General features: G+C 67.0%; 19 protein-coding genes. 5 read left to right on the forward strand and 14 right to left on the reverse strand.

Annotation, left to right across the window (positions count from 1 at the left end; all coding sequences use genetic code 11):
* Positions 1 to 26 precede the first annotated feature (26 nt).
* The 7 genes from Pla123a_RS10225 to Pla123a_RS10255 form a co-directional block, all read right to left on the reverse strand.
* Positions 27 to 2,213 carry a GH92 family glycosyl hydrolase gene (locus tag Pla123a_RS10225; RefSeq protein WP_146586522.1) on the reverse strand — a complete coding sequence of 729 codons (2,187 nt, stop codon included), beginning with the start codon at positions 2,211 to 2,213 and terminating at the stop codon, positions 27 to 29.
* A gap of 177 nt (positions 2,214 to 2,390) precedes the next feature.
* Positions 2,391 to 3,128: a tRNA pseudouridine(38-40) synthase TruA gene (gene truA, locus Pla123a_RS10230; protein ID WP_146586524.1), complete on the reverse strand. Its 738-nt coding sequence runs from the start codon at positions 3,126 to 3,128 to the stop codon at positions 2,391 to 2,393.
* 5 nt (positions 3,129 to 3,133) lie between these two features.
* On the reverse strand, positions 3,134 to 4,150 hold the full coding sequence (locus tag Pla123a_RS10235; protein WP_146586526.1) for an aspartate-semialdehyde dehydrogenase: 1,017 nt from the start codon (positions 4,148 to 4,150) through the stop codon (positions 3,134 to 3,136).
* A gap of 191 nt (positions 4,151 to 4,341) precedes the next feature.
* Positions 4,342 to 5,343 carry an HTTM domain-containing protein gene (locus Pla123a_RS10240; protein ID WP_146586528.1) on the reverse strand — a complete coding sequence of 334 codons (1,002 nt, stop codon included), beginning with the start codon at positions 5,341 to 5,343 and terminating at the stop codon, positions 4,342 to 4,344.
* Positions 5,340 to 6,143, reverse strand: a complete 804-nt coding sequence (locus Pla123a_RS10245; RefSeq protein ID WP_146586530.1) for a hypothetical protein — start codon at positions 6,141 to 6,143, stop codon at positions 5,340 to 5,342. The genes Pla123a_RS10240 and Pla123a_RS10245 overlap by 4 nt, the downstream gene beginning before the upstream one ends.
* Positions 6,144 to 6,279: 136 nt before the next feature.
* Positions 6,280 to 7,398 carry a TIGR03000 domain-containing protein gene (locus Pla123a_RS10250; RefSeq protein WP_197527847.1) on the reverse strand — a complete coding sequence of 373 codons (1,119 nt, stop codon included), beginning with the start codon at positions 7,396 to 7,398 and terminating at the stop codon, positions 6,280 to 6,282.
* 380 nt (positions 7,399 to 7,778) lie between these two features.
* Positions 7,779 to 8,999: a protein-L-isoaspartate(D-aspartate) O-methyltransferase gene (locus tag Pla123a_RS10255; RefSeq protein ID WP_146586534.1), complete on the reverse strand. Its 1,221-nt coding sequence runs from the start codon at positions 8,997 to 8,999 to the stop codon at positions 7,779 to 7,781.
* A gap of 177 nt (positions 9,000 to 9,176) precedes the next feature.
* Here Pla123a_RS10255 and Pla123a_RS10260 point away from each other — a divergent pair, with 177 nt between their 5' ends.
* Positions 9,177 to 10,343: an aminotransferase class V-fold PLP-dependent enzyme gene (locus tag Pla123a_RS10260; protein WP_146586536.1), complete on the forward strand. Its 1,167-nt coding sequence runs from the start codon at positions 9,177 to 9,179 to the stop codon at positions 10,341 to 10,343.
* A gap of 50 nt (positions 10,344 to 10,393) precedes the next feature.
* On the forward strand, positions 10,394 to 10,882 hold the full coding sequence (gene coaD, locus Pla123a_RS10265) for a pantetheine-phosphate adenylyltransferase (protein WP_146586538.1): 489 nt from the start codon (positions 10,394 to 10,396) through the stop codon (positions 10,880 to 10,882).
* 19 nt (positions 10,883 to 10,901) lie between these two features.
* Here coaD and Pla123a_RS10270 read toward each other — a convergent pair whose 3' ends face one another.
* The 5 genes from Pla123a_RS10270 to Pla123a_RS10285 all read right to left on the reverse strand — a co-directional run bounded on the left by Pla123a_RS10270 (position 10,902) and on the right by Pla123a_RS10285 (position 15,118).
* A complete protein-coding gene (locus Pla123a_RS10270) occupies positions 10,902 to 12,104 on the reverse strand; it encodes a S1 family peptidase (RefSeq protein WP_197527848.1) in 1,203 nt (400 codons plus the stop codon).
* Complete coding sequence (locus Pla123a_RS24575; RefSeq protein ID WP_197527849.1) at positions 12,101 to 12,355, reverse strand: hypothetical protein; 255 nt, start codon at positions 12,353 to 12,355, stop codon at positions 12,101 to 12,103. Before Pla123a_RS24575 ends, Pla123a_RS10270 begins: the two co-directional genes overlap by 4 nt.
* A 70-nt stretch (positions 12,356 to 12,425) precedes the next feature.
* On the reverse strand, positions 12,426 to 12,719 hold the full coding sequence (locus tag Pla123a_RS10275; protein ID WP_146586542.1) for a hypothetical protein: 294 nt from the start codon (positions 12,717 to 12,719) through the stop codon (positions 12,426 to 12,428).
* A 915-nt stretch (positions 12,720 to 13,634) separates the two neighbouring features.
* A complete protein-coding gene (locus tag Pla123a_RS10280) occupies positions 13,635 to 14,417 on the reverse strand; it encodes a hypothetical protein (protein WP_146586543.1) in 783 nt (260 codons plus the stop codon).
* 290 nt (positions 14,418 to 14,707) lie between these two features.
* Positions 14,708 to 15,118, reverse strand: a complete 411-nt coding sequence (locus Pla123a_RS10285; protein ID WP_146586545.1) for a VOC family protein — start codon at positions 15,116 to 15,118, stop codon at positions 14,708 to 14,710.
* 319 nt (positions 15,119 to 15,437) lie between these two features.
* Between Pla123a_RS10285 and kaiB the strand changes: the two genes are divergently transcribed.
* The 3 genes from kaiB to Pla123a_RS10300 all read left to right on the forward strand — a co-directional run bounded on the left by kaiB (position 15,438) and on the right by Pla123a_RS10300 (position 19,133).
* On the forward strand, positions 15,438 to 15,716 hold the full coding sequence (gene kaiB / locus Pla123a_RS10290) for a circadian clock protein KaiB (protein ID WP_146586548.1): 279 nt from the start codon (positions 15,438 to 15,440) through the stop codon (positions 15,714 to 15,716).
* A gap of 98 nt (positions 15,717 to 15,814) precedes the next feature.
* A complete protein-coding gene (gene kaiC, locus Pla123a_RS10295; protein ID WP_146586550.1) occupies positions 15,815 to 17,320 on the forward strand; it encodes a circadian clock protein KaiC in 1,506 nt (501 codons plus the stop codon).
* A complete protein-coding gene (locus Pla123a_RS10300) occupies positions 17,313 to 19,133 on the forward strand; it encodes a response regulator (protein ID WP_146586552.1) in 1,821 nt (606 codons plus the stop codon). The genes kaiC and Pla123a_RS10300 overlap by 8 nt, the downstream gene beginning before the upstream one ends.
* 45 nt (positions 19,134 to 19,178) lie before the next feature.
* Here Pla123a_RS10300 and Pla123a_RS10305 read toward each other — a convergent pair whose 3' ends face one another.
* Positions 19,179 to 19,511 carry a TfoX/Sxy family protein gene (locus Pla123a_RS10305; RefSeq protein ID WP_146586554.1) on the reverse strand — a complete coding sequence of 111 codons (333 nt, stop codon included), beginning with the start codon at positions 19,509 to 19,511 and terminating at the stop codon, positions 19,179 to 19,181.
* Positions 19,501 to 19,902 (reverse strand): DoxX family protein, encoded by a 402-nt coding sequence (locus tag Pla123a_RS10310; RefSeq protein WP_146586555.1) that lies wholly within the window; start codon positions 19,900 to 19,902, stop codon positions 19,501 to 19,503. Before Pla123a_RS10310 ends, Pla123a_RS10305 begins: the two co-directional genes overlap by 11 nt.
* Positions 19,903 to 20,146 lie beyond the last annotated feature (244 nt).

Here is a 20,146-nt window from a genome sequence, read left to right on the forward strand (position 1 = left end):
TGAGGGAGGCGGCCTGGCGGCCCGCGCTAATTGCGGGTTGCTTCGGCTTCGATGACGAGTTCGCCGGCGCGGGTCAGATCGTCATGCGTCACGATCCAGCCGTCCAGCGGCGTTCCGTCCAGCGTCACGCGGCGGATCTTCTCGCCGGCGCCCCGACGCTTGATCGTCACCGTATTGTTCGGCAGTGTCAGCTTGACCTCGTCGAACAGCGGCACGGTCACGACGTACTCTGGATCCGCCGGCGAGTACGAGTAAAGGCCGATCGCGTTCATCACGTACCACGAGGACATCTCGCCGGCGTCGTCCATGCCGCACAGGGCGTGGCCGCCCGCCATGCCGTAGAAGCGGTCCATCAGCGTATTGAGCACCGCCTGGCACTTCTCCTGACGGTCGACCCAGTAGTAGACGTACGGGAACCCATGGTCCGGCTGGTTGCCGTGGCAGTACTGCCCCAGGAAGCACGACACGTTGCGCGCGATATGCCGCGGGTTCCAAGGGATAGTGAACAGCCGGTCGAGCTGGGCCTCGCACGCCTGCTTGCCGCCGAACAGCTCGACCAGGCCGGCCGTGTCGTGCGGGGCGAAGAACGTGCTCTGCCAGGCGTTCGCCTCGCGGTACATGTACTCGTAGTACGGCTGCTCGGGATCGAACGGGGTGACGAACTGCCCGTCGTCGAGCCGCCCCCGCATTAGCCCGGTCGCGGGGTCGAACACGTTGGCGTAGTTCTTCACGCGGTCTTCCATCTGCAGCCGCGTGGCGCCGTCGCCAAGCTCGCGGGCCAGCAGGCCGACGGCGTAGTCATCGTAGGCGTACTCGAGGGTCTTGGTGACGCCGGCCTTAGCCTTGGTCTCGACCTCGGGGCGGTCGACCGGCGGCGTGGCGATGTAGCCCCGCTCGTCGTACTCCCTCAGGTGGGGCCGCCCGCCGCGGCCGGGGACCGTGGCGTTTTTCTTGAGCAGCTGATAAGCGGCGTGAACATCGTAACCGCGGACGCCGCGCAAGTAGCAGCCGGCGATGTACGGCGCCGCGTGGTCGCCGTGGAAGAAGGTCGGCATGTAGCCCTCGATCTCGCCCCGGTCGACCAGCGACGAGATCACGTCCGCCGTGACATCGGGCGAGAGCATCGCCAGCAGCACCAGCTTGTTGCGGTAGTCGTCCCACAGCGAGGGCTTGGTGTAGTAGCGGAACTCCTTCCGCACGACCCGGCCCTGGGCGTCGGTGAACTCGCCGTTGGCGTCGGACCGCAGGGCGGGCCACAGGAACGAGCGGTACAGGCACGAGTAGTACAGCCCCCGCTGCCGCGGCGTGCCGCCGGCAACCTCGGCCTTGGAGAGCAGCGTGCTCCACTCGTCGGTCGCCTCGCGGCGGACCTCGTCGAACGAGCGGCCGTCGAGCTCGGCCTCGAGGTTGCGTCGCGCGTTCTCGACGCTCACAAACGACAAGCCGATCCGCAGCTCGACCGGCTCGTCACCCGCGGCCAGGCGGAGCACCTTGAGCGGGCGGCCCCAGCGGCCGCGGCCTAGGTCGATGGTCTCAAACTCTTCGATGTCGCGGCTAACGGTCGCGTAGAAGTAGACCTTCTCGTTTGCCTGCTGAAAGCCCGACACCGCGTGGAACCCGTCCTGCTCGAGCTCGAAATCCCGCACGCGTTCGTTGGAGCGGGCGATATCGAACACTATCTTGGCCTCCTGCCCTGCCGGGTAGCGGTAGCGGTGCAGACCGCAGCGGAGCGTGGAGGTCAGCTCGGCGTCGACGCCGTAGTCGTCGAGCCGCACGCGGTAGTAGCCGGGCGAGGCCGACTCCTCCTCGTGCCGGAACCGCGAGCCGAGCAACTCGCCGCGCGGCCCTCCCCTGCCCTCGCGTCGCGTGTCGATCTCGCCAGTAACCGGCAGCACCGGCAGGTAGCAGAGGTTCCAGTGCCCCTTGTTGGTGTGCGTGAAGGCGAGGATCCGCTCGTCCTCGTACTCGTAGCCCGCGCCGCTGCGGTACTCGGTCATCGGGCTGAGCTGCACCATCGCGTTGGGCCGCGACGCGCCGGGGAACGTCAGCCCCGCCCACACGCGGTACGGCGGCTCAAAGCCAATGTCCGCCGGATCCGTCAGCGGCGCCGTGCCGAGGAAGGGGTCGACCAGGTCGACCGGACGCTGCTGGGCGCCGGCGGCCGCGCACAGCGCAAGTGAAGTAAGTACGGCAAGAACTCGTGCGGCGTTCATCGATGCTCGCGACTCAGGTAGGGTAGTTAGGAGGGCTCAGCTTCCAATTCTAGCCTATCCCACTCCCCAGAAGCGAACGCAATTAGGAAGCGTCGCGGCTCCGCCGCGCATACAGCACCCTTGGCTCCGCCGCGCATACAGCAAACAGCGGCTCCGCCACGCGTGCCGCTCCTGCCGCTAGTACTCCACCGAAACCAGCACCAGCCCCTGCGGCGGGGCCGTCGGCCCGGCGGCCTTGCGGCTGCGGGCAGCGATCACCTCGGCGACCCACTCGGGCGGCTTTGCGCCGCGGCCGACCTCGACCAGCGTGCCGGCGATCGCGCGGACCATGTTGTAGAGGAAGCCGTCGCCGGTGACCTCGATTTCGAACCGCTCGCCGCGCTGCGTGATGTCGAGTCGGAGGATGGTCCGGACCGTGGTCGCGCGTTCGGAGCCGGTCGACTCGAAGCTGACGAAGTCGTGCCGCCCGAGCAGGTGCTGGCCGCCCTGCCGCATCAGCTCGGCGTCGAGCTCGCCGGCGGGGAAGTGCCACACGTAGCCGCGGTCCATCAGCGGCCGGGTGCGGCTGTTGTGGATCTGGTACCGGTAGGTCTTGCGGAGCGCGTCGTGCGTGGCGTGGAAGTTGGGCGGCGCGGCTTCGGAGGAAACCACCACGATGTCGTCCGGCAGGTGGGCGTTGAGCGCCCGGGCGATCTGCTCGGTCGCGATCATGGTCTGGGTCTCCACTCCAGCCACCTGCCCCAGCGCGTGCACGCCGGCGTCGGTACGGCCGCTAGCGGTCAGGCGGACCTCCTCGCCGGTGATCTCACGCCAGGCACGCTCTACCTCGCCCTGCACGGTCCGCCGCGCGGGCTGGACCTGCCAGCCCGCGTAGGCGGCCCCGTCGTAGGCGATGGTGAGCTTGACGCGCGGCATCCGAGCTAAACCGCACCGGCGGCCTGCTTGACCAGCAGCTCGGCAATCTGCACCGCGTTGGTCGCGGCGCCCTTGCGGAGGTTGTCGCTGACGCACCAGAACGCCAGGCCGTTGTCGCAGGACAGGTCCTCGCGGATACGGCCGATGAACGTGTTGTCGTCGCCGGCGCAGGTCTGCGGCATTGGGTACTGACCGGCGCCCAGATCGTCGACCACCTTGATGCCGGGCGTGGCGGCGAACAGCTCGCGGGCCTGATGGACTGTGATCTTGCGTTCGGTCTCGACCAGGATGCTCTCGCTGTGGCAGTTGCTCACCGGCACGCGGACGCAGGTCGGGCACACCTTGATCGAGTCATCGCCGAAGATCTTCTGGGTCTCGTAGACCATCTTCATCTCTTCGGACGTGTAGCCCTGCTCCTTGTGCGAGCCGATCTGCGGGATCAGGTTGAACGCGATCGGGTGGGCGAAAACTTCGTAGTCGTGCTGCTTGCCGTCGAGGTACGCCCGCGAGCCGTTGTCGAGGTCACGCTGCCCCGCGACGCCCGCGCCGCTGGTCGCCTGGTAGGTGCTGACGATCACGCGGCGGATCTTGCCGGCGTCGTGCAGCGGCTTCATGGCGAGCACCATCTGCGTGGTGCTGCAGTTCGGGCTGGAGATGATGCCCTGGTGCTTGAGCGCCGCCTCCGGATTGATCTCGGGGACGACCAGCGGCACCTTTGGGTCCATCCGCCAGTAACCCGACTCGTCGACCACCACGCAGTTGCGTTCGACCGCCCACGGGCAGAACTCCTGGGCGACGTCGTCCGGCGTGCTGCCGATCGCCAGGTCGATGTCGTTGAACGCGTCGGGCACGAGCTCCTCGACCGGGTGCTGCTCGCCCTTGAACTCGACCGTCGTGCCCGCACTCCGGGCCGAGGCCAGAAACTTGATGCGCTGATACGGGAAGTCCCGCTCGGCTAGCATCTGGCGGATCAAAGTGCCCACGGCGCCGGTGGCGCCAACGATGGCGATGGTCTCGAACACGGGGATCAGGCTCCAGGCGGAACTGGTACGGACGGGGTCGTTCCCGGGGGACCCAAAGCCGGGCCCCAGGTTCGCCCCAGGGTGACAGACGCAGCCCCGCATTATAGCCGCCCCACGGGACGCCCGCGAGCGGCCCCACGGGCGGGATCTGCCCTCAATCCAGCCTCAATCCCGCCAGCGGGCTTCCAGGCCTAGGCCGCAGCCTTCTCGCCAGCCACGGCCAGCTTGACCCGTCGGGCGAGCGGGTCGCACCAGCGGCGGACGGTCTCGGGCTGCAGGAACGCCATGTTCGCGAAGATCATGATCAGGGCGAACGTCCACATCCCCATCGCGGCGCCGATGAACAGATGCATGCCGATCATCGCGGCCAGCATCCACGGCCGGGCCCAGCGGTTCCACACCAGGCAGCAGTAGAAGATCTCGAGGAACACGGTGGCGTGGGTCAGGAAGTCGACCACGTACAGCAGGTCGAACGACCCGCCCCCCCACAGCGGGACCTGCGCCGATAGCCAGGTCATGTCGAGCGAGCGGTACTCGTAGCTCGCCACCGAGTACCACACGGCGCCGCCGTTCCACCACATGTCGCCCTGGGCTTTGCCGAGCCCGCCGAACAGGTAGATGACGCAGAGGTGCAGCTGGATGAGCCGCGTGGCGAGGTTGGCCATCACGCTGGGCCCCGCCTCGGTCGATGCGCCGCGGCGGAGCCGCAGCAGCCGGTCGACCGAGTACCGCGCGCCGCACGGGCTCAGCATCACGTACGTGATCATCATGCAGTTGGCCTTGTCCAGGCCAAAGAAGGCGCCGGGCGTGACGCGGTTGGCGTAGCTCAACGCGGAGATCCAGGCCAGCACGGCGACCCAGCGCGAGAACAGACCGATTGTGAGCAGGAAGAACACGATCAGATTGAGCACGTGCACCGACCACCGCAGCGTGTCCGAGCCGATGTAGTCCCAGTAGCTGAAGCCCATCCGCCCGCCCTGCGTCGCCGGCAGCAGCTCGCCGGTCCATCCGTCGGTCGGGCTGAAGAACGCGTGCAGGCCGAACGACCACACCAGGTGCGTGTACAGCAGCATGCCGCCGACCAGCACCCGCAGGATTGAAACCAGCGCCGGGTCGGTCGGGGTGAACCAGAAGTCGTTCCAGCCCCGCCACACCGTGCGGAGGTACTCGCTGACGCGGTTGATCATAGTCACGCCCCCCCACCAAGAGGCAACGACTCGGGCTCGGCCGGCGACGATTGGTTGTAGAACCGCGGCGGCAGCAGCGGCTGCTCGAGTTGGCCCGCCCGCTCGGTAAGGGTTAGCACCGTGCGGTACAACGACGGGTCGGTCGCCGAGATGTCCGGCGGCGGCTGAACCGTGCCGTCCGCCAGGACGCGCGGGCGGAACTCCTCGGGGTTGAGCGAGCGGTGCTCGATGTACTGCAGCTCAACCGCTTGGCCGCCGTGGGTGCGGAGTAGATGGCGGGCGTAAGAACGCAGGTTGAGTTCCAGGTTCTGCTGCTGGGTTCTTCTCACGTCGTCGTAGGTCGCGTTGGGTGGGGGACCAAACACCCGCAGGTCGCCGGCCTGGTCGGCCAGCATCATGTGCCGGTGGTACCACAGCCGCGGCCACTGCGTGGCGTGGTTGCTATTGGCCCGGTTGGGGAATTCCCCCTCGGCGATTGGCTCGCCGGATTCGCCGAGCACCCGGTACCGCACCAGCTGGCCCGCCATGGGTGGGTCGGGGCTGAAGAACGAATAGCCGCCGTTGAGGTACAGCGGGTCGGTGTACCAGCGGACAAACGGCGACTGGGCGGTCACCCGCGTGAGCTCCGAGTTCTTCGGCTGCAGCGACAGCGGCGCCATGAACACCACAAACACGTGCCACGCCAGCCAGACCGACAGCCCCAGCCGGGCCCAGTACGGCAGCGGCCACGGCCCCGGTTCGGGCCGGGGCTTCTTGGCCGGCTTCTCCTTGGGCGAAGCCGCCTCGTCTGATTTGTTCTTGGCCACAGCAGTAGCTAGCAGGAAGAGGGCGGGTAGTGATCGCGCCCGTAGCAAATGAAAAAACCCCGCACCGGTCAATGCCGGTGCGGGGCCAATGTCTTAGCGACGCCGCTACACAGTAATTAGGGGCAGCGGCGCCGGGCTAGTTGGATGCTAGCGTCTGGGCGTCGGCGCCGAAGTCGAGCTGCAGGTCGTCGCCACCGCGGAGGGTGATGACCCGCTCCTGCGAGGTCGGCTTGCCGTCCAGCTCGTACTCAACCCGGACCGTGTAGTCCTCCCAAGTGTGCCCGGCGGGTAGACGTGTGGTCGCGAACTCGCGAACCTCGCCGGTCTGACGGGTCTCGGCTCCAGCCAGGGTAACCTTGGCGTCGGCCGGGACGTTCAGGGTCAGCTTGGTGGAGGTCTCCTGCTCACCCTCGACGACAGCCGGGGTCGGCTCGTTGGGAGCAGAGAACGCCAGCGAAACCTCGCCACCGGCGGTCAGCGTAGCGGTGCGGTTCTCGGTAACGGCCTTGCCGTCACGCTCGAACTCGACCTTCACGCGATAGGTGTAGCTCTGACCAGCACGCAGGCCGTTGGACACGTAGTGTCGGTCGGTGCCGGTGCTGGTGGTCTGCTTGTCGTTGACCCACACCACGGCGTCGGCCGGCACTGTCACGCGGAGCGTGCCCTTGCCAGAGGTCACCGAGCTGGTGACCACGACGCCCTCGCTGTAAACCGGCTTGGCCGCGTAGACCTCGGTCGTAACGCCGGTGGACGAGTAGCTGCCGTGGCTGCTGTAGCTGCCATGCGTGCTGTAAGAGCCATGGCTGCTGTAGCTGCTACCCGATGAGTACTCTGTCGAGTAACTGCTCGAGGACGAGCTGCCGTGAGAACTGGTCGAGTAGTACGAGGTGCTGTACGAGCCGTGGCTAGCGGACGAACCGCCCGTGGAACCGTAGCTAGCCGACGAGCCCGACGAAGCATGGCGGGCGTGGATCCTCGCTGCTAGGCGCCGCAGCGGACCGGGGCCGTGCGAACCGTAGCTGGCCGACGATCCACCGGATGAGCCGCTAGAAGCATAGCTGCCGTGGCTGGCCGAAGAGCCGTACGAAACCGAGTAGGCCCCGTGGCTGCCGCTGCTGGCATAGCTGCCGCTGCTGGCGTAAGAACCGTGACGGCTGTAGCTGCTGCCGGCGTAGGAACCGCCGCCGTACGAGCCGCTGCTGGCCGAGCCATAGCTTCCATGACTGCCCCAAAAAGCGTCGGCATCGGCAGGCATCAACAGCGCCGCGCCAATCGCCAAAGGCGCCCACAGATTTTTTCGACTAAGCATTTCCATTTTGCTCCCAACTCACCCTGGTGACTCATACAAGATAGGTAATATGCGGACCTCCGTCCGGATGTAAAGATAACAACGGCGTGTGGCATTGCAAGCAACATGGGCTAATTTCCGCGATATTACCCCCTGGGAAAGAAGCGACCTCTGGGGCGTTTGTGCAACAACGTGGTCTGGGCGCGACCGCGGTGCTTGCTGTGTCGCATCCCTGTAACAAACGCCACCAGCGATGACGTCCAAATGCCTCCAATGGGGCGGGATCCCGCCACCGCCGCTGGCGACAACGACAACCGGACACCTCGCGGCAAGCTTGATCCGTTGCGCTACTCGCCCTCAACCTCGATGCCGTCGATGGACAGCTCGCCAATGGCGCCCAGCAGGCCGATGCGGACGATGGCGTCGCGGGCGGCCAGCGGCACGCTGAGTTGCTGCTGGTACTCGGTCCAGGGGAACGAGCCGTGCATAGGGCCGATCGCCTCGTCGGTGATCGCGGCGCGCCGGTCGTCGTAGAAGGTGACCACAAAGTAGGGCCACTGCTGGTGGTTCTCGCCGTAGCGGATCTGCTCCCCCTTGGCCCAGAACCGGACGTTCAGCTTACGGACTTTGCGGCCGTCGACCGGCAGGCTCTGCAGCGCACGGCAGCCGCGGCCGGGGTCTTCGTTCTCGAAGCGGATGTAGCGCTCGCCCTCCTGGGCCTCGGTGTTGTCGCGGACGACTTCTCCCTGCCGCAGGTAGTACCAGCCGTCGGGAGTCTTGCTCTTGGAGTTGACCTGGAGCAGCTCCTCGAACCCGCCGTTCACCAGCCGCGGCTTGGTCGGGTCGGGCTGCACGCGGCGGAGGTCCTCGGCGGTGCCGGTCATCGGCACGAAGAACGTCCCGCGGAGCGGCTGCCGTCGCAGCTCGCCGTGCTCCTTGACATAAAGGTACAGGTTCTGGTGGTACCGGGTGCCCACCGGGATGACCATCTTGCCCCCTTCGCGGAGCTGCTCGACCAGCGGCTTGGGGACGTTCTCCGGCGAGCAGGTGACGATGATGCGGTCGAACGGTGCGGCCTCCGGCCAGCCGAGGTAGCCGTCGCCGATGCGGGTGTGGACGTTCTTGTACTTCAGCCGCTTGAGCGTCTTGGCCGCCTTGCGTCCCAGCTCGCCGACGATCTCGATCGAGTAGACCTCGTGGGCCAGCGCCCCGAGCACCGCCGCCTGGTAGCCCGAGCCGGTGCCGATCTCCAGCACCTTGTGCTGCGGCTGCACGTCGAGCTGCTCGGTCATGTACGCCACGACAAACGGCGGCGAGATTGTCTGCTGCGAGCCGATAGGCAGCGCCATGTCGAGGTAGGCGTGCTTGCGGCGGGCGAGCGGCACAAAGTCGTGCCGCGGGGTCTCACGCATCGCGGCGATCACCCGCGGGTCCTCCACGCCGGCCGCGACGATTTCTTCGTCGACCATCTGGTTGCGTTGCTGCTCGATACTAGTGCGCGACTGCGCGGTCGCGGTCGGCAGCAGGAGCAGGCAGGCGAGCAGCGTTAGTAGGAGGGGTAGTCTCATCGTGATGACTCGTTCCTCGGTACGGCGGCCTCAATTCGGCGGCATGGTAAGTGGCCGTGGGCGGCTGGGGGGCGGCGGGGTAGAATTGTCTGAACCTCGCCCCTCACCTTCGATTATGGCACGGCCAGCCGCCCTGTCGAATCGGCGTACCGCCTGCAACGAATCTGACGGCTTTGCATGTCTGAATCCCCTCACCTGGCCCTCCGCGACTCCCTGCGGCAGCAGATGCCGGTCGCCGAGCGTCACGCGTACCTCGACCACGCCGCGGTGGCCCCCCTGCCCCAGCCCACCCGCAAGGCGATCACCCGCTGGCTCGACCAGGCCGCCGAGCACGGCGATGTCTACTGGCCTGAGTGGGCCAAGCAGATCGAGCAAACCCGCCAGTCGGCCGCCGAGCTGATCTCTGCCAGCCCTGCCGAGATCGCCCTGGTCCCCAGCACCACCCACGGCATCACGCTGGTCGCCGAAGGGCTCGACTGGCAGAGCGGCGACAATGTCGTGACCCTGGCCGACGAGTTCCCCTCGAACCTCTACCCCTGGATGCATCAACGCGACCGCGGCGTCGAGGTCCGCACCGTCGAAACCGACAACGGCCGCGTCGTCCTCGACCGGCTCCGCGAAGCGGTCGACCACCGCACCCGCGTGCTGTCGGTCAGCTGGGTCGGCTACAAGACCGGCTACCGCCAGCCGATCGACGACATCGCCCAGATTGCCCACGGCGCCGGCGCGTTGTTCTTCCTCGACGCCATCCAGGGCCTTGGCGTCGCGCCGCTCGACGTCACCCAAACGCCGGTCGACTGCCTGGCCGCCGACGGCCACAAGTGGCTGCTCGGACCTGAAGGCGCGGGCGTCGCGTACATCCGCCACGCGTGGCTCGACCGGCTCCGCCCCCTGGGCGTCGGTTGGAACAGCGTCGAGGGTCGGCACGACTTCAACACCATCGACCTCAAGCTCCGCGACGAGGCCGCCCGCTACGAGGGGGGCTCGGCCAACATGGTCGGCATGATCGGCATGGGCGCCAGCCTCAAGCTGCTCACCGCCCAACCTACCGCGCAGGTCCGGCAGGCCATCCTCGCGACCTCCGACTACGCCTGCGAGCGGCTGGCGTCGGTCGGCGCCAAGGTGGTCTCGCACCGCGATGCCCTGCCCAACGGACATGACCCCCGCACCGGCATCGTCGCGTTCGAGCTCCCCGGCCAGGACCCGGTCGAGGCCCGCAGCCGCTGCATGGACGCCGGCGTCGTGCTGAGCTGCCGTGGCGGGCGGCTCAGGATCGCCATCCATGCTTATAATAATGAGCAGGACATCGACCGGCTGATCGACGTGCTCGGCGCGTCGAGCTAGGTTGTTGCCCGCTCTTCTACCTCCCTAATCACGCCCGCTTCTCTTAAACCATGGCCAGCACCGCCGTCTACACCGGCTCTTTCGACCCCATCACGCTGGGGCACCTGAACGTGATCCAGCGGAGCAGCCGCCTGTTCGACGAGTTCATCGTCGGCATCGGCGTGAACCCCGACAAGAAGTCGCTGTTCAAGGCCGACGAGCGGGTCGAGCTCATCGAACGGGTCTGCGCCGACATGCCCAACGTGCGGGTCAAGAGCTTCACCGGCTTGGCCGTGCGGTTCGTCCGCGAGTGCGGGGCCCGCACGATCGTCCGCGGCGTGCGCTCGCTCACCGATATGGAGGTCGAGTTCACGATGACCTTGGCCAACCGCAAGCTCGACCCCGATATCGAGACCGTGTTCTTGATGGCCGACGACGAGTTCTCGCACGTCAGCAGCTCGCTCATCAAGCAGATCACCCCGCTGGCGAGCGACGAGGAACTCGCCCGCTTCGTGCCGCGGCAGATCGTGCCCGACCTCCGCAAGAAGCTGCAGAAGTAGGCACGGTCTCCTCACCTCGCTAGCTGACAATCCGCACGAGCTGCAGGAACAAGAACGTCACGCCGATCACGGCCAGCACGTTGCGGATACCGTCAAACCACGGCGGCTGCGGCAGGTTGATATCAGCGGCCGCCACGGCCGGGATTGCGGCGACCGCCGGCCCCGCCTGCTTCGACTCGGCCGACGTCCACTGCGCGTAACTGTCGGCGCCCTGCGGCTCCTCTCCATTGGTGAACAGGTCCTTGGCCACCGGCCGCTCGGGCCACGGCTCGCCGAGCCTGCCCTCTTCCGCCAGACCGCTATTGGCGCACGTCCCGTCGGGGCACGTCCCGTCGGGGCTGGGGCAACACCGCACGTCGGCGCTGGCCAGCTCCTGCGAACCCGACAGTTCTTGCGGCCCGGCGAGCGACTGCCAGCCGCTCGCCGACCCAGGCAGGGACCCGGCTAACGATTCAGAACCGGCGCCGCCTGGCGGCGGTCCGTGGGCGATCAGCGCCGGCGTCGAGGGGATCGACGTCGGCAGCGTTCCCGGCGACAGCGCTCCGGGCGAGAGGCGCTCAATCCCACGGCGGCCGATGTCCGGAGCCACGGAGGCCAAGAAGGTCTCGACACGCGGGGCGAAGCTGCCGAGGGTCGTGCCGTTGGACGCGCCGAACAGCACGCCGGCCAGCTCGCCGCGGGCGTTGAGGATCGGCCCGCCGGAGTCGCCCTGCCGCGCCTCGACGCTGAGCTCGACCAGCTCGCGCGGCATGCCGACCTCGGGGGCGTAGAACTCGGTGCAGCGGCCGGTCGCGGCGCGGTAGTCGCCCTGGCCGTAGCCGCAGATGGTGAGCGCGTCGCCCGGCCGGGGCGGCGCGGCGGCCAGCGGGATCGGCTCGGCGGTCGGTCGCCAGATGACCAGCGCGGCGAGGTCCCAGTCCTCGTCGAGCTTGAGGGCGCGGGCCTCGCTGCGGAAGCCGTCGGGGAACACGACCTCAATCTTGCCGACCGCGTCGCGGACGACGTGCCAGTTGGTGATCACCATGCCGTACTGCTCGCGGCGGTCGATCAGCGAGCCGCTGCCGAACGCCGTCGCGCCCTGCTCCTGCACAATGATCCGCGCGACCGACGGGTGCGGCGCCGCGGCCGCCAGCGGCGCGCAGCACACCACCACAGCCGCGGCGATTGCGACGCGCGTCAGTCGTCCTGTCACTTGCTTCGGATGCACGGCGCTCTTGCTCATTCTGCCCCGCTGCTGCGGAGGCCCCGGACGGCGTCGAGCTGCCGCTGCCGGTGGTTTTCGAGGATGAAGTTCAACAGCCGCGTGCGGGCGGCGATGCGGCGGAGCTCTTCGCCTCGCTCCTCGCAGTTCTCGTCGTGGTTGCTTGCTGGGGCGGTGGTCCGTGAGAGCTTCAGCGTGCGCACCGGCAGCGGGTCCGCACACCGGGCGGCGTAGTCCGCAGCGGTCGGCTGCGGGGCGGGGTAGCCAGACATAGGTAGGGTCTCGTGGATCGCCCTTGCCGTCGGATGCGCGGCGCATCGCTCGGCGCGGGGGCGACTCGCATCATGCTGCGATAGGACGGCCGCCCTTGAGTTCCTCCGTGCGTCGCGGGAAGTCCTTGCCGGCGTTGTGGTCGTTCTTGAGCTGCTCGATCTCGCGGCGGAAGGCGCGCTCGGCCAATTTGGTAAGCGTCATCCGTGCTGGGTAACCCGCCAGACAGACCACCGCGTCGCGGGCCTCGTCCAGCAGGTCGGCGGGCAGGTAGAGCGTCGCCCTGACCTTGGCCGGCTTCGTTTCCGGCTCGAGGTCGGGCAGGTGCAGTCGTGGCGCGTCAAGTTGTCGGTCGCTCGTACCCATACCAGGGGCATCGGCACCCGTGCGGACGTTTCTGCAAACGTCTGACGTTCCGCGGCAAGGACCCCGCAGCAGGCCAACTCGCCGGCAACCGTCACCACCGGAACAGCTTCCAAATCACCATCAGCCCTAGCCCACCCCGCCAGGGGTGGGAACCGGTACACCAGCACGGTCCCACCCCTGGCGGGGTGGGCTGCTCTGAGACTGAGATCCTGGGTTTAGTCGGAAAAATCGAGCGGAGGGGACAAAACCCCAGCCGCAGCTCGCCCACGGTTTCGATTCACGCTTGTTTAGCAGCTTGAATTGAATCCCCCGGGCAACCAACCTCGAGGGTTTTGTCCACCGAATCCCAAGCATGGGCTGGCGGGGACAAGACCAATCCCCACCGACCGTCAGCCCCAACCGCGCAGCAGTTCACGCCAACTGCCGGCTTCCGCCGGCAGCAGCGCTGCCGATTTTGTCGTTCCATTCGCCCCCCTATTAGACCGCACCGGGTGGGCTACTTTCGACAACAATCCGAGGAGAAGAACGGAACCGCGACCGACGAGTTGCCCAACCTGAAGAAGCGGCTGTGGGAGGGGTCTGCGACCCCGATTTCGCTCGAAAGTGGAAAGAGGGTATTAATGCAAGAGACACGGCCACGGATGATGTAGGCGCCAAGGGGACCGTTCTTCTTGTGCCCTCTCGTGGCCATCCCAACGACCGAAGGCGCAAGCGTCATCAGCCGCTGGGAGTTGTCCCACGGTTCTGGCCAACCAGTCACGCCTCTGGGCAACTAGTCACGCCGAACCGGACGCTAACGCGTTCCGGCTGATGGCTTCTGGTAGGCCCTAGCACACGAGAGGATGCCTCCTCACTGCGGCAATCGGCGTCGAAGACGGCTCCCACAGTTGCTCGAATGCCGCAAGCCTGCGCCCTCTAGCGGCTGCGGGCGAACTCCAGCGTCGGCAGGTTGTGGTCGCCGCGGAGGATCTCGCCGCCCAGGCGCTCGATCTCGAACGAGCGGACCCAGCGGTCGTTGTCGCGCAACCCGTGGGCGACCTGCGTCACCGCGTTGATCAGGCCGTACATCGAGAGGTCGCCCTCGTCGTCGAACGCGGCCTGGATCTGCGACTGCTCGTCGTCGTCGATCAGGCCCTGGGCGGCCAGGTGGCAGAGGAACTCGAACGGGGCGACGATCATCTGGTGCATGGTCGAGCCGAACCGCGCGGCGTCGATGTCCACGCCCTCGCCGCTGAACGCCCGGCCGATCACGTCCACCACCCGCCGCTGCCAGTCGCCGGGCGGCCGCTCAGCCGAACCGATGGTGAGCGTTTGGGTCTGGTCGCACTCCACCAGGGCGCCGTTCGCGCACGCGACGCGGAACACCCGCGAGCACGCCAGCGTGTCGCACACCGAACGCTCGGAGTTTTGCAGGTAGAAGCCGGCGTTGACCTCGTCGCCGCCGACGAGGTTCCTGCCCATGTCCGGGGCGAGCACCGCCAGGTGCAGCCGCCCGTCCTGCTCGATGCAGTGGTCGACCATGACCCGCCACGGGAGCTCCTGCAACTTATCGGCGACCAGGTCGAGCAGCTCGAGGTTGTCGATCGCGGTCTCGGCGATCGACCGGCGCCGCTCCGCCAGCGCCGCGCGGATGTCGGCCCGCCCGACGTAGTCGTGGTCGCGGGTGCGGGTCGAGAACGGCAAGAGGGCATACTGCACGGCGGACTCCGTCGACAAGGAAACAGGGATCGACTGACGCGGCGGACACCGGGTGATTCTACACGGTTGCCCGCCAGAATGCCCGCACCAACCTTCGGACACTCTTTCAGACAACAGGTTCGCGTTCGCCGCGCTGGCTATTGCGAGACCCCTCCACCATCAGCCGCTGGGCGTTAGCCCACGGTTCTTGCCGCCCAGCCACGCCGAACCGGACGCTAACGCGTAACGGCTGATTTTAGGGCTCATTAGCGTCGATTAGTGTTCCCCAACACAACCACAGTGCACGCAACTTACGCGTCCTGCGGCCCGATCCACGTAAACGGGTTGTGGGCCACCTCCCACAGGTGGCCGTCGGGGTCGGCAAAGTAGCCGCTGTAGCCGCCCCAGAAGACCTTGTGGGGTTCCTTGATCAGCTTCGCGCCAGCGGCGACTGCCTGGTCGACCACGGCGTGCACCTCTTCTTCCGAGGCGACGTTGTGCGCCAACGCAAACGAGTTGAAGCCGCTCCCCTCGGCCGGCACCGTGGCGTCCTCGGCCAGCGCGTCGCGGCCGTACAGGCCGAGCCACGTGCCATTGAGCGTGAAGAACGCGACCGACGGCGGCGACTCGAGCTGCGGGAATCCCAGGCCACCGCGGTAGAAGGCGACCGAGGCCGCGAGGTCGCGGACGCCGAGCGTGATCATGCTGATGCGGGGCTGCACCGGGTCACTCCCAAGGATAGAGAAATGGAGACCTACAGCTTGCAGCACGACGACCAAACTGGTCGCGCTTCGCTCACTGTTTGACGCTCTAATCGCAGTCCCCTAGTATACTAATGTTTTCAACGCGACAGTATCGTGTGGCTGTTGGGCGCGATGGCCGGGCGGCGCCCACCCTCCCGGGGCGCGGTTGATCGGGGCGGCGGCTGCGATGTTGGCTACGCTCCGGCGGTGATGCCGGCTTACGCTCCGCGGTGATGCTCTTCGGGCGGCGATCGGAAACGCTGCGTAGAGCCGTTAACCCAGAAGCGGCGAGGTCAGTTTGTACCTTCTCAAGCTTTACGTCACGGACATCACTCCGGCCATCCAGCGAGCAATAGAAACCTTGCGGAGTTTCTGCGACGACGAACTGACCGACTGCTACGACTTCAAGGTCATCGACATCCGCAAGCACCCCCAGCTAGCCGAGGACGAACGCATCCTGGCCGTCCCGACCTTGATCAAGGAGCTGCCGCCGCCAATCCGGCGCGTGATCGGCGACTTGTCTGACCGAGAGCAGGTCTTGTTCGGCCTCGACCTACGCCCCAAGAAGCCCTCTTAGACCGGGCGTGCCTAAGCCCTAACACTACCTGAGGCCCGCCGTCTAGGCGTCACGACCCCCTCCCCTCAACTGCTTAGCGACTGGCGACACCGGACCGAATGAACAGCGACTCCAACGGGCATCCCAGCGATATCGTCGCCGATTCCGCGAACAACATCCCGCGGCTGCCAACCGGCATCCCGGGAGTCGACGCGCTGACGTTCGGGGGAGTGCCGCGATCGCGTCCCACCCTGGTTTGCGGGACCTCCGCCAGCGGAAAAACGGTCTTCTCAGTCCAGTTCCTGGCCTGCGGCATCCAGCACTACGACGAGCCGGGCGTGTTTGTCGCCTTTGAAGAAACCCCGCAGGATATCCGCGAGAACATGGCGGGGTTTGGGTGGAAGATCCCCCAGTGGGAGCAGGACGGGACCTGGAAGTTCGTCGACGCCGGGCTGCTCCCCGACGAGGAAGAGCACCTCGTCAACGGCGATTTCAACCTCGAGGGGCTCCGCACCCGGATCCGGCACGCGGTCGAGAGCAGCGGCGCGAAGCGGGTGGCGCTCGACTCGCTGGCCGCCATCTTTACCCGCTTCCCGAACCCGGGGGTCGTCCGCCGCGAGCTGTTCCGCATGACGTCCGTGCTAAAGGAACTCGGGGTGACGTCGCTGCTGACAACCGAACTGCTGCAGGGCGATGAAACCACAACCCGTTTCGAGGTCGAGGAGTACGTGGCGGATGCGGTGATCGTGCTCCGCAATCGGCCCTCGGTGGCCCGGCGTCGACGCACGATAGAGGTGCTCAAGCTCCGCGGCGGGCAGCACAAGACCGGCGAGCACGCGTTCTCCATCACGGCCAACGGCGTGCACGCGATCCCGGTCGGCTCGATGGCGCTGACCCAGCCGTCCACCGACCGGCGGATCACCTCGGGCTCGGCCGAGCTCGACAAGATGTGCTCCGGCGGTTTTTTTCAGGACTCGGTGAGCATCGTCTCGGGAGCAACCGGCACCGGCAAGACTCTCACCGCGATGCAGTTCCTCAAGGGCGCCGCCGACAGTGGCGAGCGGGCGCTGTTTCTCGGCTTCGAGGAGAGCCGCCCGCAGCTCATCCGCAACGCGAAGAGCTGGGGCATCGACCTCGAGCGCATGGAAGACGACGGCCAGCTCCAGATCCACTGTAAGCTCCCGGAGTCCGTGAGCCTGGAGCACCACCACGTCGAGATCAGGCAGCTGCTCGATGAGTTCGAACCGCACCGCTTGGTGGTCGACAGCATCACGGCGATGAAGCGTGTGTCGGACGAGGAGTACTACCGCGACTTTGTGCTCGGATTGACTTCCCTCATCAAGCAGCGGCAGGTGGCCGGCCTGTACACCTCGACCACCGACGAGTTGTACGGCGTGGCGACCGTAACCGAGCAGAACATCTCCACCCTGACCGACGCCATCATCCTGCTCCGCTACGTCGAAGAGCCGGCCGGCGTCGCGCGCGGAATAACAGTGCTGAAGATGCGTGGCTCGGGCCACGACAAGTCGGTGCGGCGGTTTGAGATCACTAGCGAAGGAATGCACATCCAGGAGCCGTTCAACCACATGAGCGGCATCCTTGGGGGAAGGGACGCCGATGCATGAGGAATCTGGAGGCGACTCAATCGATCTCGCCACAACGCTGGCCGACCTGAATATCGCGATCGCCGGCAGCGACTACCAGACAACGTCTGCCGTCCGCGGTCAGCTCATCGACGCCGGGGCGCTGTCGCACAGGCTGCTGGTCTGCAAGAGCCGTCCGCTCGGCAGCCGCGATTGCGACATCGCCCTGCTGTGCGTCGACTCGGCTAGGCAGAGCGAGGCCCACTACTGGCTCGACGAGCTCGCGGACTGCGACTACCCGGTGGTCGTCCTCAGCGACCGGGTGGCGGCGGACGTCATCTCGTCTTCGCTGGGCGGCACGGTCGACGACTACATTACCTGGGACGAGAACACCCCCTCGCTCCTCCGCCGCGGCGTGCTGCACGCGGTCGATCGGCACGAGCTGCGTCGCGACATGCGGCAGCAGAACGAGCGTCTGCTTAGCGTCGTGAACTCGACCGCCGACGGAATCTTGGTCGTCAACGATCAGGGCGCGATACGCTTTGCGAACCCCGCCGCGTCCGCCATGCTTGGTCTACCCGCAGATGATCTGATTGGCTCGCCGTTCGGCTTCCCGGTCGTAAGCGGCGAGCACGCCGAACTCGAGCTGCGTCGCCCGGGCGGGGAGTCGCTGGCGGCCGAGCTCCGCATCTCGAGCATCACCTGGGAGCACCGCGGCGCGCTGCTGATCGCCCTGCGCGACATCAGTGAGCGGAAACGCATCGCCGAGCAGCAGCGTCGGCACCACGAGCGGGTCCGTCAGCTCACCAACGAGATCAGCCGCTCAGAGGAACGCGAGCGCCGCCGCCTGGCAAGGGTACTGCACGACGACCTGCAGCAGCTGCTGGTCGCCGCACGGATGTCGGTCAGTGCCGCTAGCAAGAGCGCCGAAGTCGAAGCGATCCACCGCGAGCTCGAACATACACTCGAGCTGCTCGAAGAGTCGGTGCGGGTGTCGCGCTCGCTCACGTCAGAGCTCACCCCCACGGTGCTCGACGACCTCGGGTTGGGACCGGCGTTGGAATGGCTCTGCCGGCTGAACAAGGAACGCTACGGGCTCGATGTCACCCTATCCGGCGATTTGAAGATCCAGGCGCCCAGCGAGGACCTCCGTGGCTTCCTGTTCCAGGCCGCCCGGGAGCTGCTGTTCAACGCAGTGAAGCACGCCGCGGGCGCGCCGGTGACGGTCGACGTCTCACGGCTCGACCACGGCCACATTCGACTCGAAGTCCGTGACAGAGGGCCTGGTTTCGACCCGCGGACACTCGACCAAGTCGACCTCGACGCAGGCGGCTTCGGGCTGTTCCACATGCGGCAGCGGATCGAGCACTACGACGGCTGCATGCAGATCGAGAGCCAACCGGGATCGGGCGCACGGTTCATCATCACCGCCCCAATCGAAGCGCCAAGCGAGGCCTCCCCCGCCGACCGCGAACGGCCAGAGCCTTCGGCGACGACCCTGCGGCGGGTGGTGCTGATCGACGACTCACGCGCAGTCCGCCACATGTACTCGCGCCTACTCGGCACCGAACACGGCGTCGAAGTGGTCGGCGCAGCCGCCACAGGGCTGGAAGGCCTGCGGATGGTCCGAGAGCTCACGCCCGACGTGGTGCTATCGGATATCTCGCTACCCGATATCGACGGACGCGATCTCGTCGCACGGCTACGCCAGGAGCACCCGCAGGTCCGGGTAGTCGGGTTGTCGATGCACAGCCGAGAAGACGTTGCGGCGTCGCTCCTCGCCGCCGGCGCCGCGGCCTACGCGCGCAAAGACGAACCGCTCGAGACCATCGTCGAGGCGATCATGGGCCGTTAGAGCTCTGGCCCGGGCGCGTCGAGAGGCATTGCGGCCTCTCCCGCCTCACTTGGCCGGCAGCGTGCGGACGAACTCCACCGCGCGGCCGACCCACCGCGCGAGGTCGGCGTCCTCGGCGATCCCCGCGGGCGCGACCAGCGCCCAGCCCCGCATGGTTTTGCCGGTGATGTTCATCGGGCCGGCGTGGGGCTCGGCCTGGGTCGCCTCGTGGTCGGCCTTGTCGAGCCGCACGACTAGCGAGCCCTGCCACGGCCCGACGCACATGTTGCCGTTGACCATGAAGCAGAGCCCGCCGAACATCCGCTGCTCGCTGACCCCGCGGCGGCCCTTGAGCTGCTGCCTGAGGCGGCCCACCAGCACCTCGTCGTCAGGCGTCATGGCCCGGCTCCCCCGGATTGCCGGCGAACGCCAGGCGGAACACCTCCGGCCGCCGGAGGCCGAGCCCGATCCACATCAGGACGCCGATCACAATGGGGAAGAAGAACGCCTCGCCGACCCGCACGTGCGTGGCGGTCGCGCCCCCGAGGTAGCCGGTCACCAGGATAGCCCCCACGAACGAGGTCTGCGGGATCAGCAGCAACAGCGCGACGATCACCTCGACCACGCCGATCTGCTTCATCAGCTCGAGCGAGTAGCCGAGGTGGTCGAACATCTCGGCCTTGCCCTCCCAGTCGGCAAACTTGCCGCCGGCGCTCGGCCCAATCAGGAACACGGCGACCAGCACCGTGAGCACCCAGCCCGCAATCCGCCGCGTCTTGGAAACCTGCATCGATTGTACTCCTTGTTAGCGTTATAGAGATTGGAATTGCAGCCCCCAGGGCGCACCGCCACTTGCTAGTCGAACGACAGCGCCAGCTATCGACAGCCGAGGGCAGATACTCTCGAAGTTCCCACCGGGAGGCATTTGAACAGCGAACGGGCGCAACCTCGCGAGCCGCTGTGCCGATGCGCGCGCCGGATGGCGACGGGGGGCGACCTGTCGACCCCGCGTAAATTGCGTCGCCCCGCAGGCC

Source organism: Posidoniimonas polymericola, from assembly GCF_007859935.1.
GTDB lineage: Bacteria > Planctomycetota > Planctomycetia > Pirellulales > Lacipirellulaceae > Posidoniimonas > Posidoniimonas polymericola.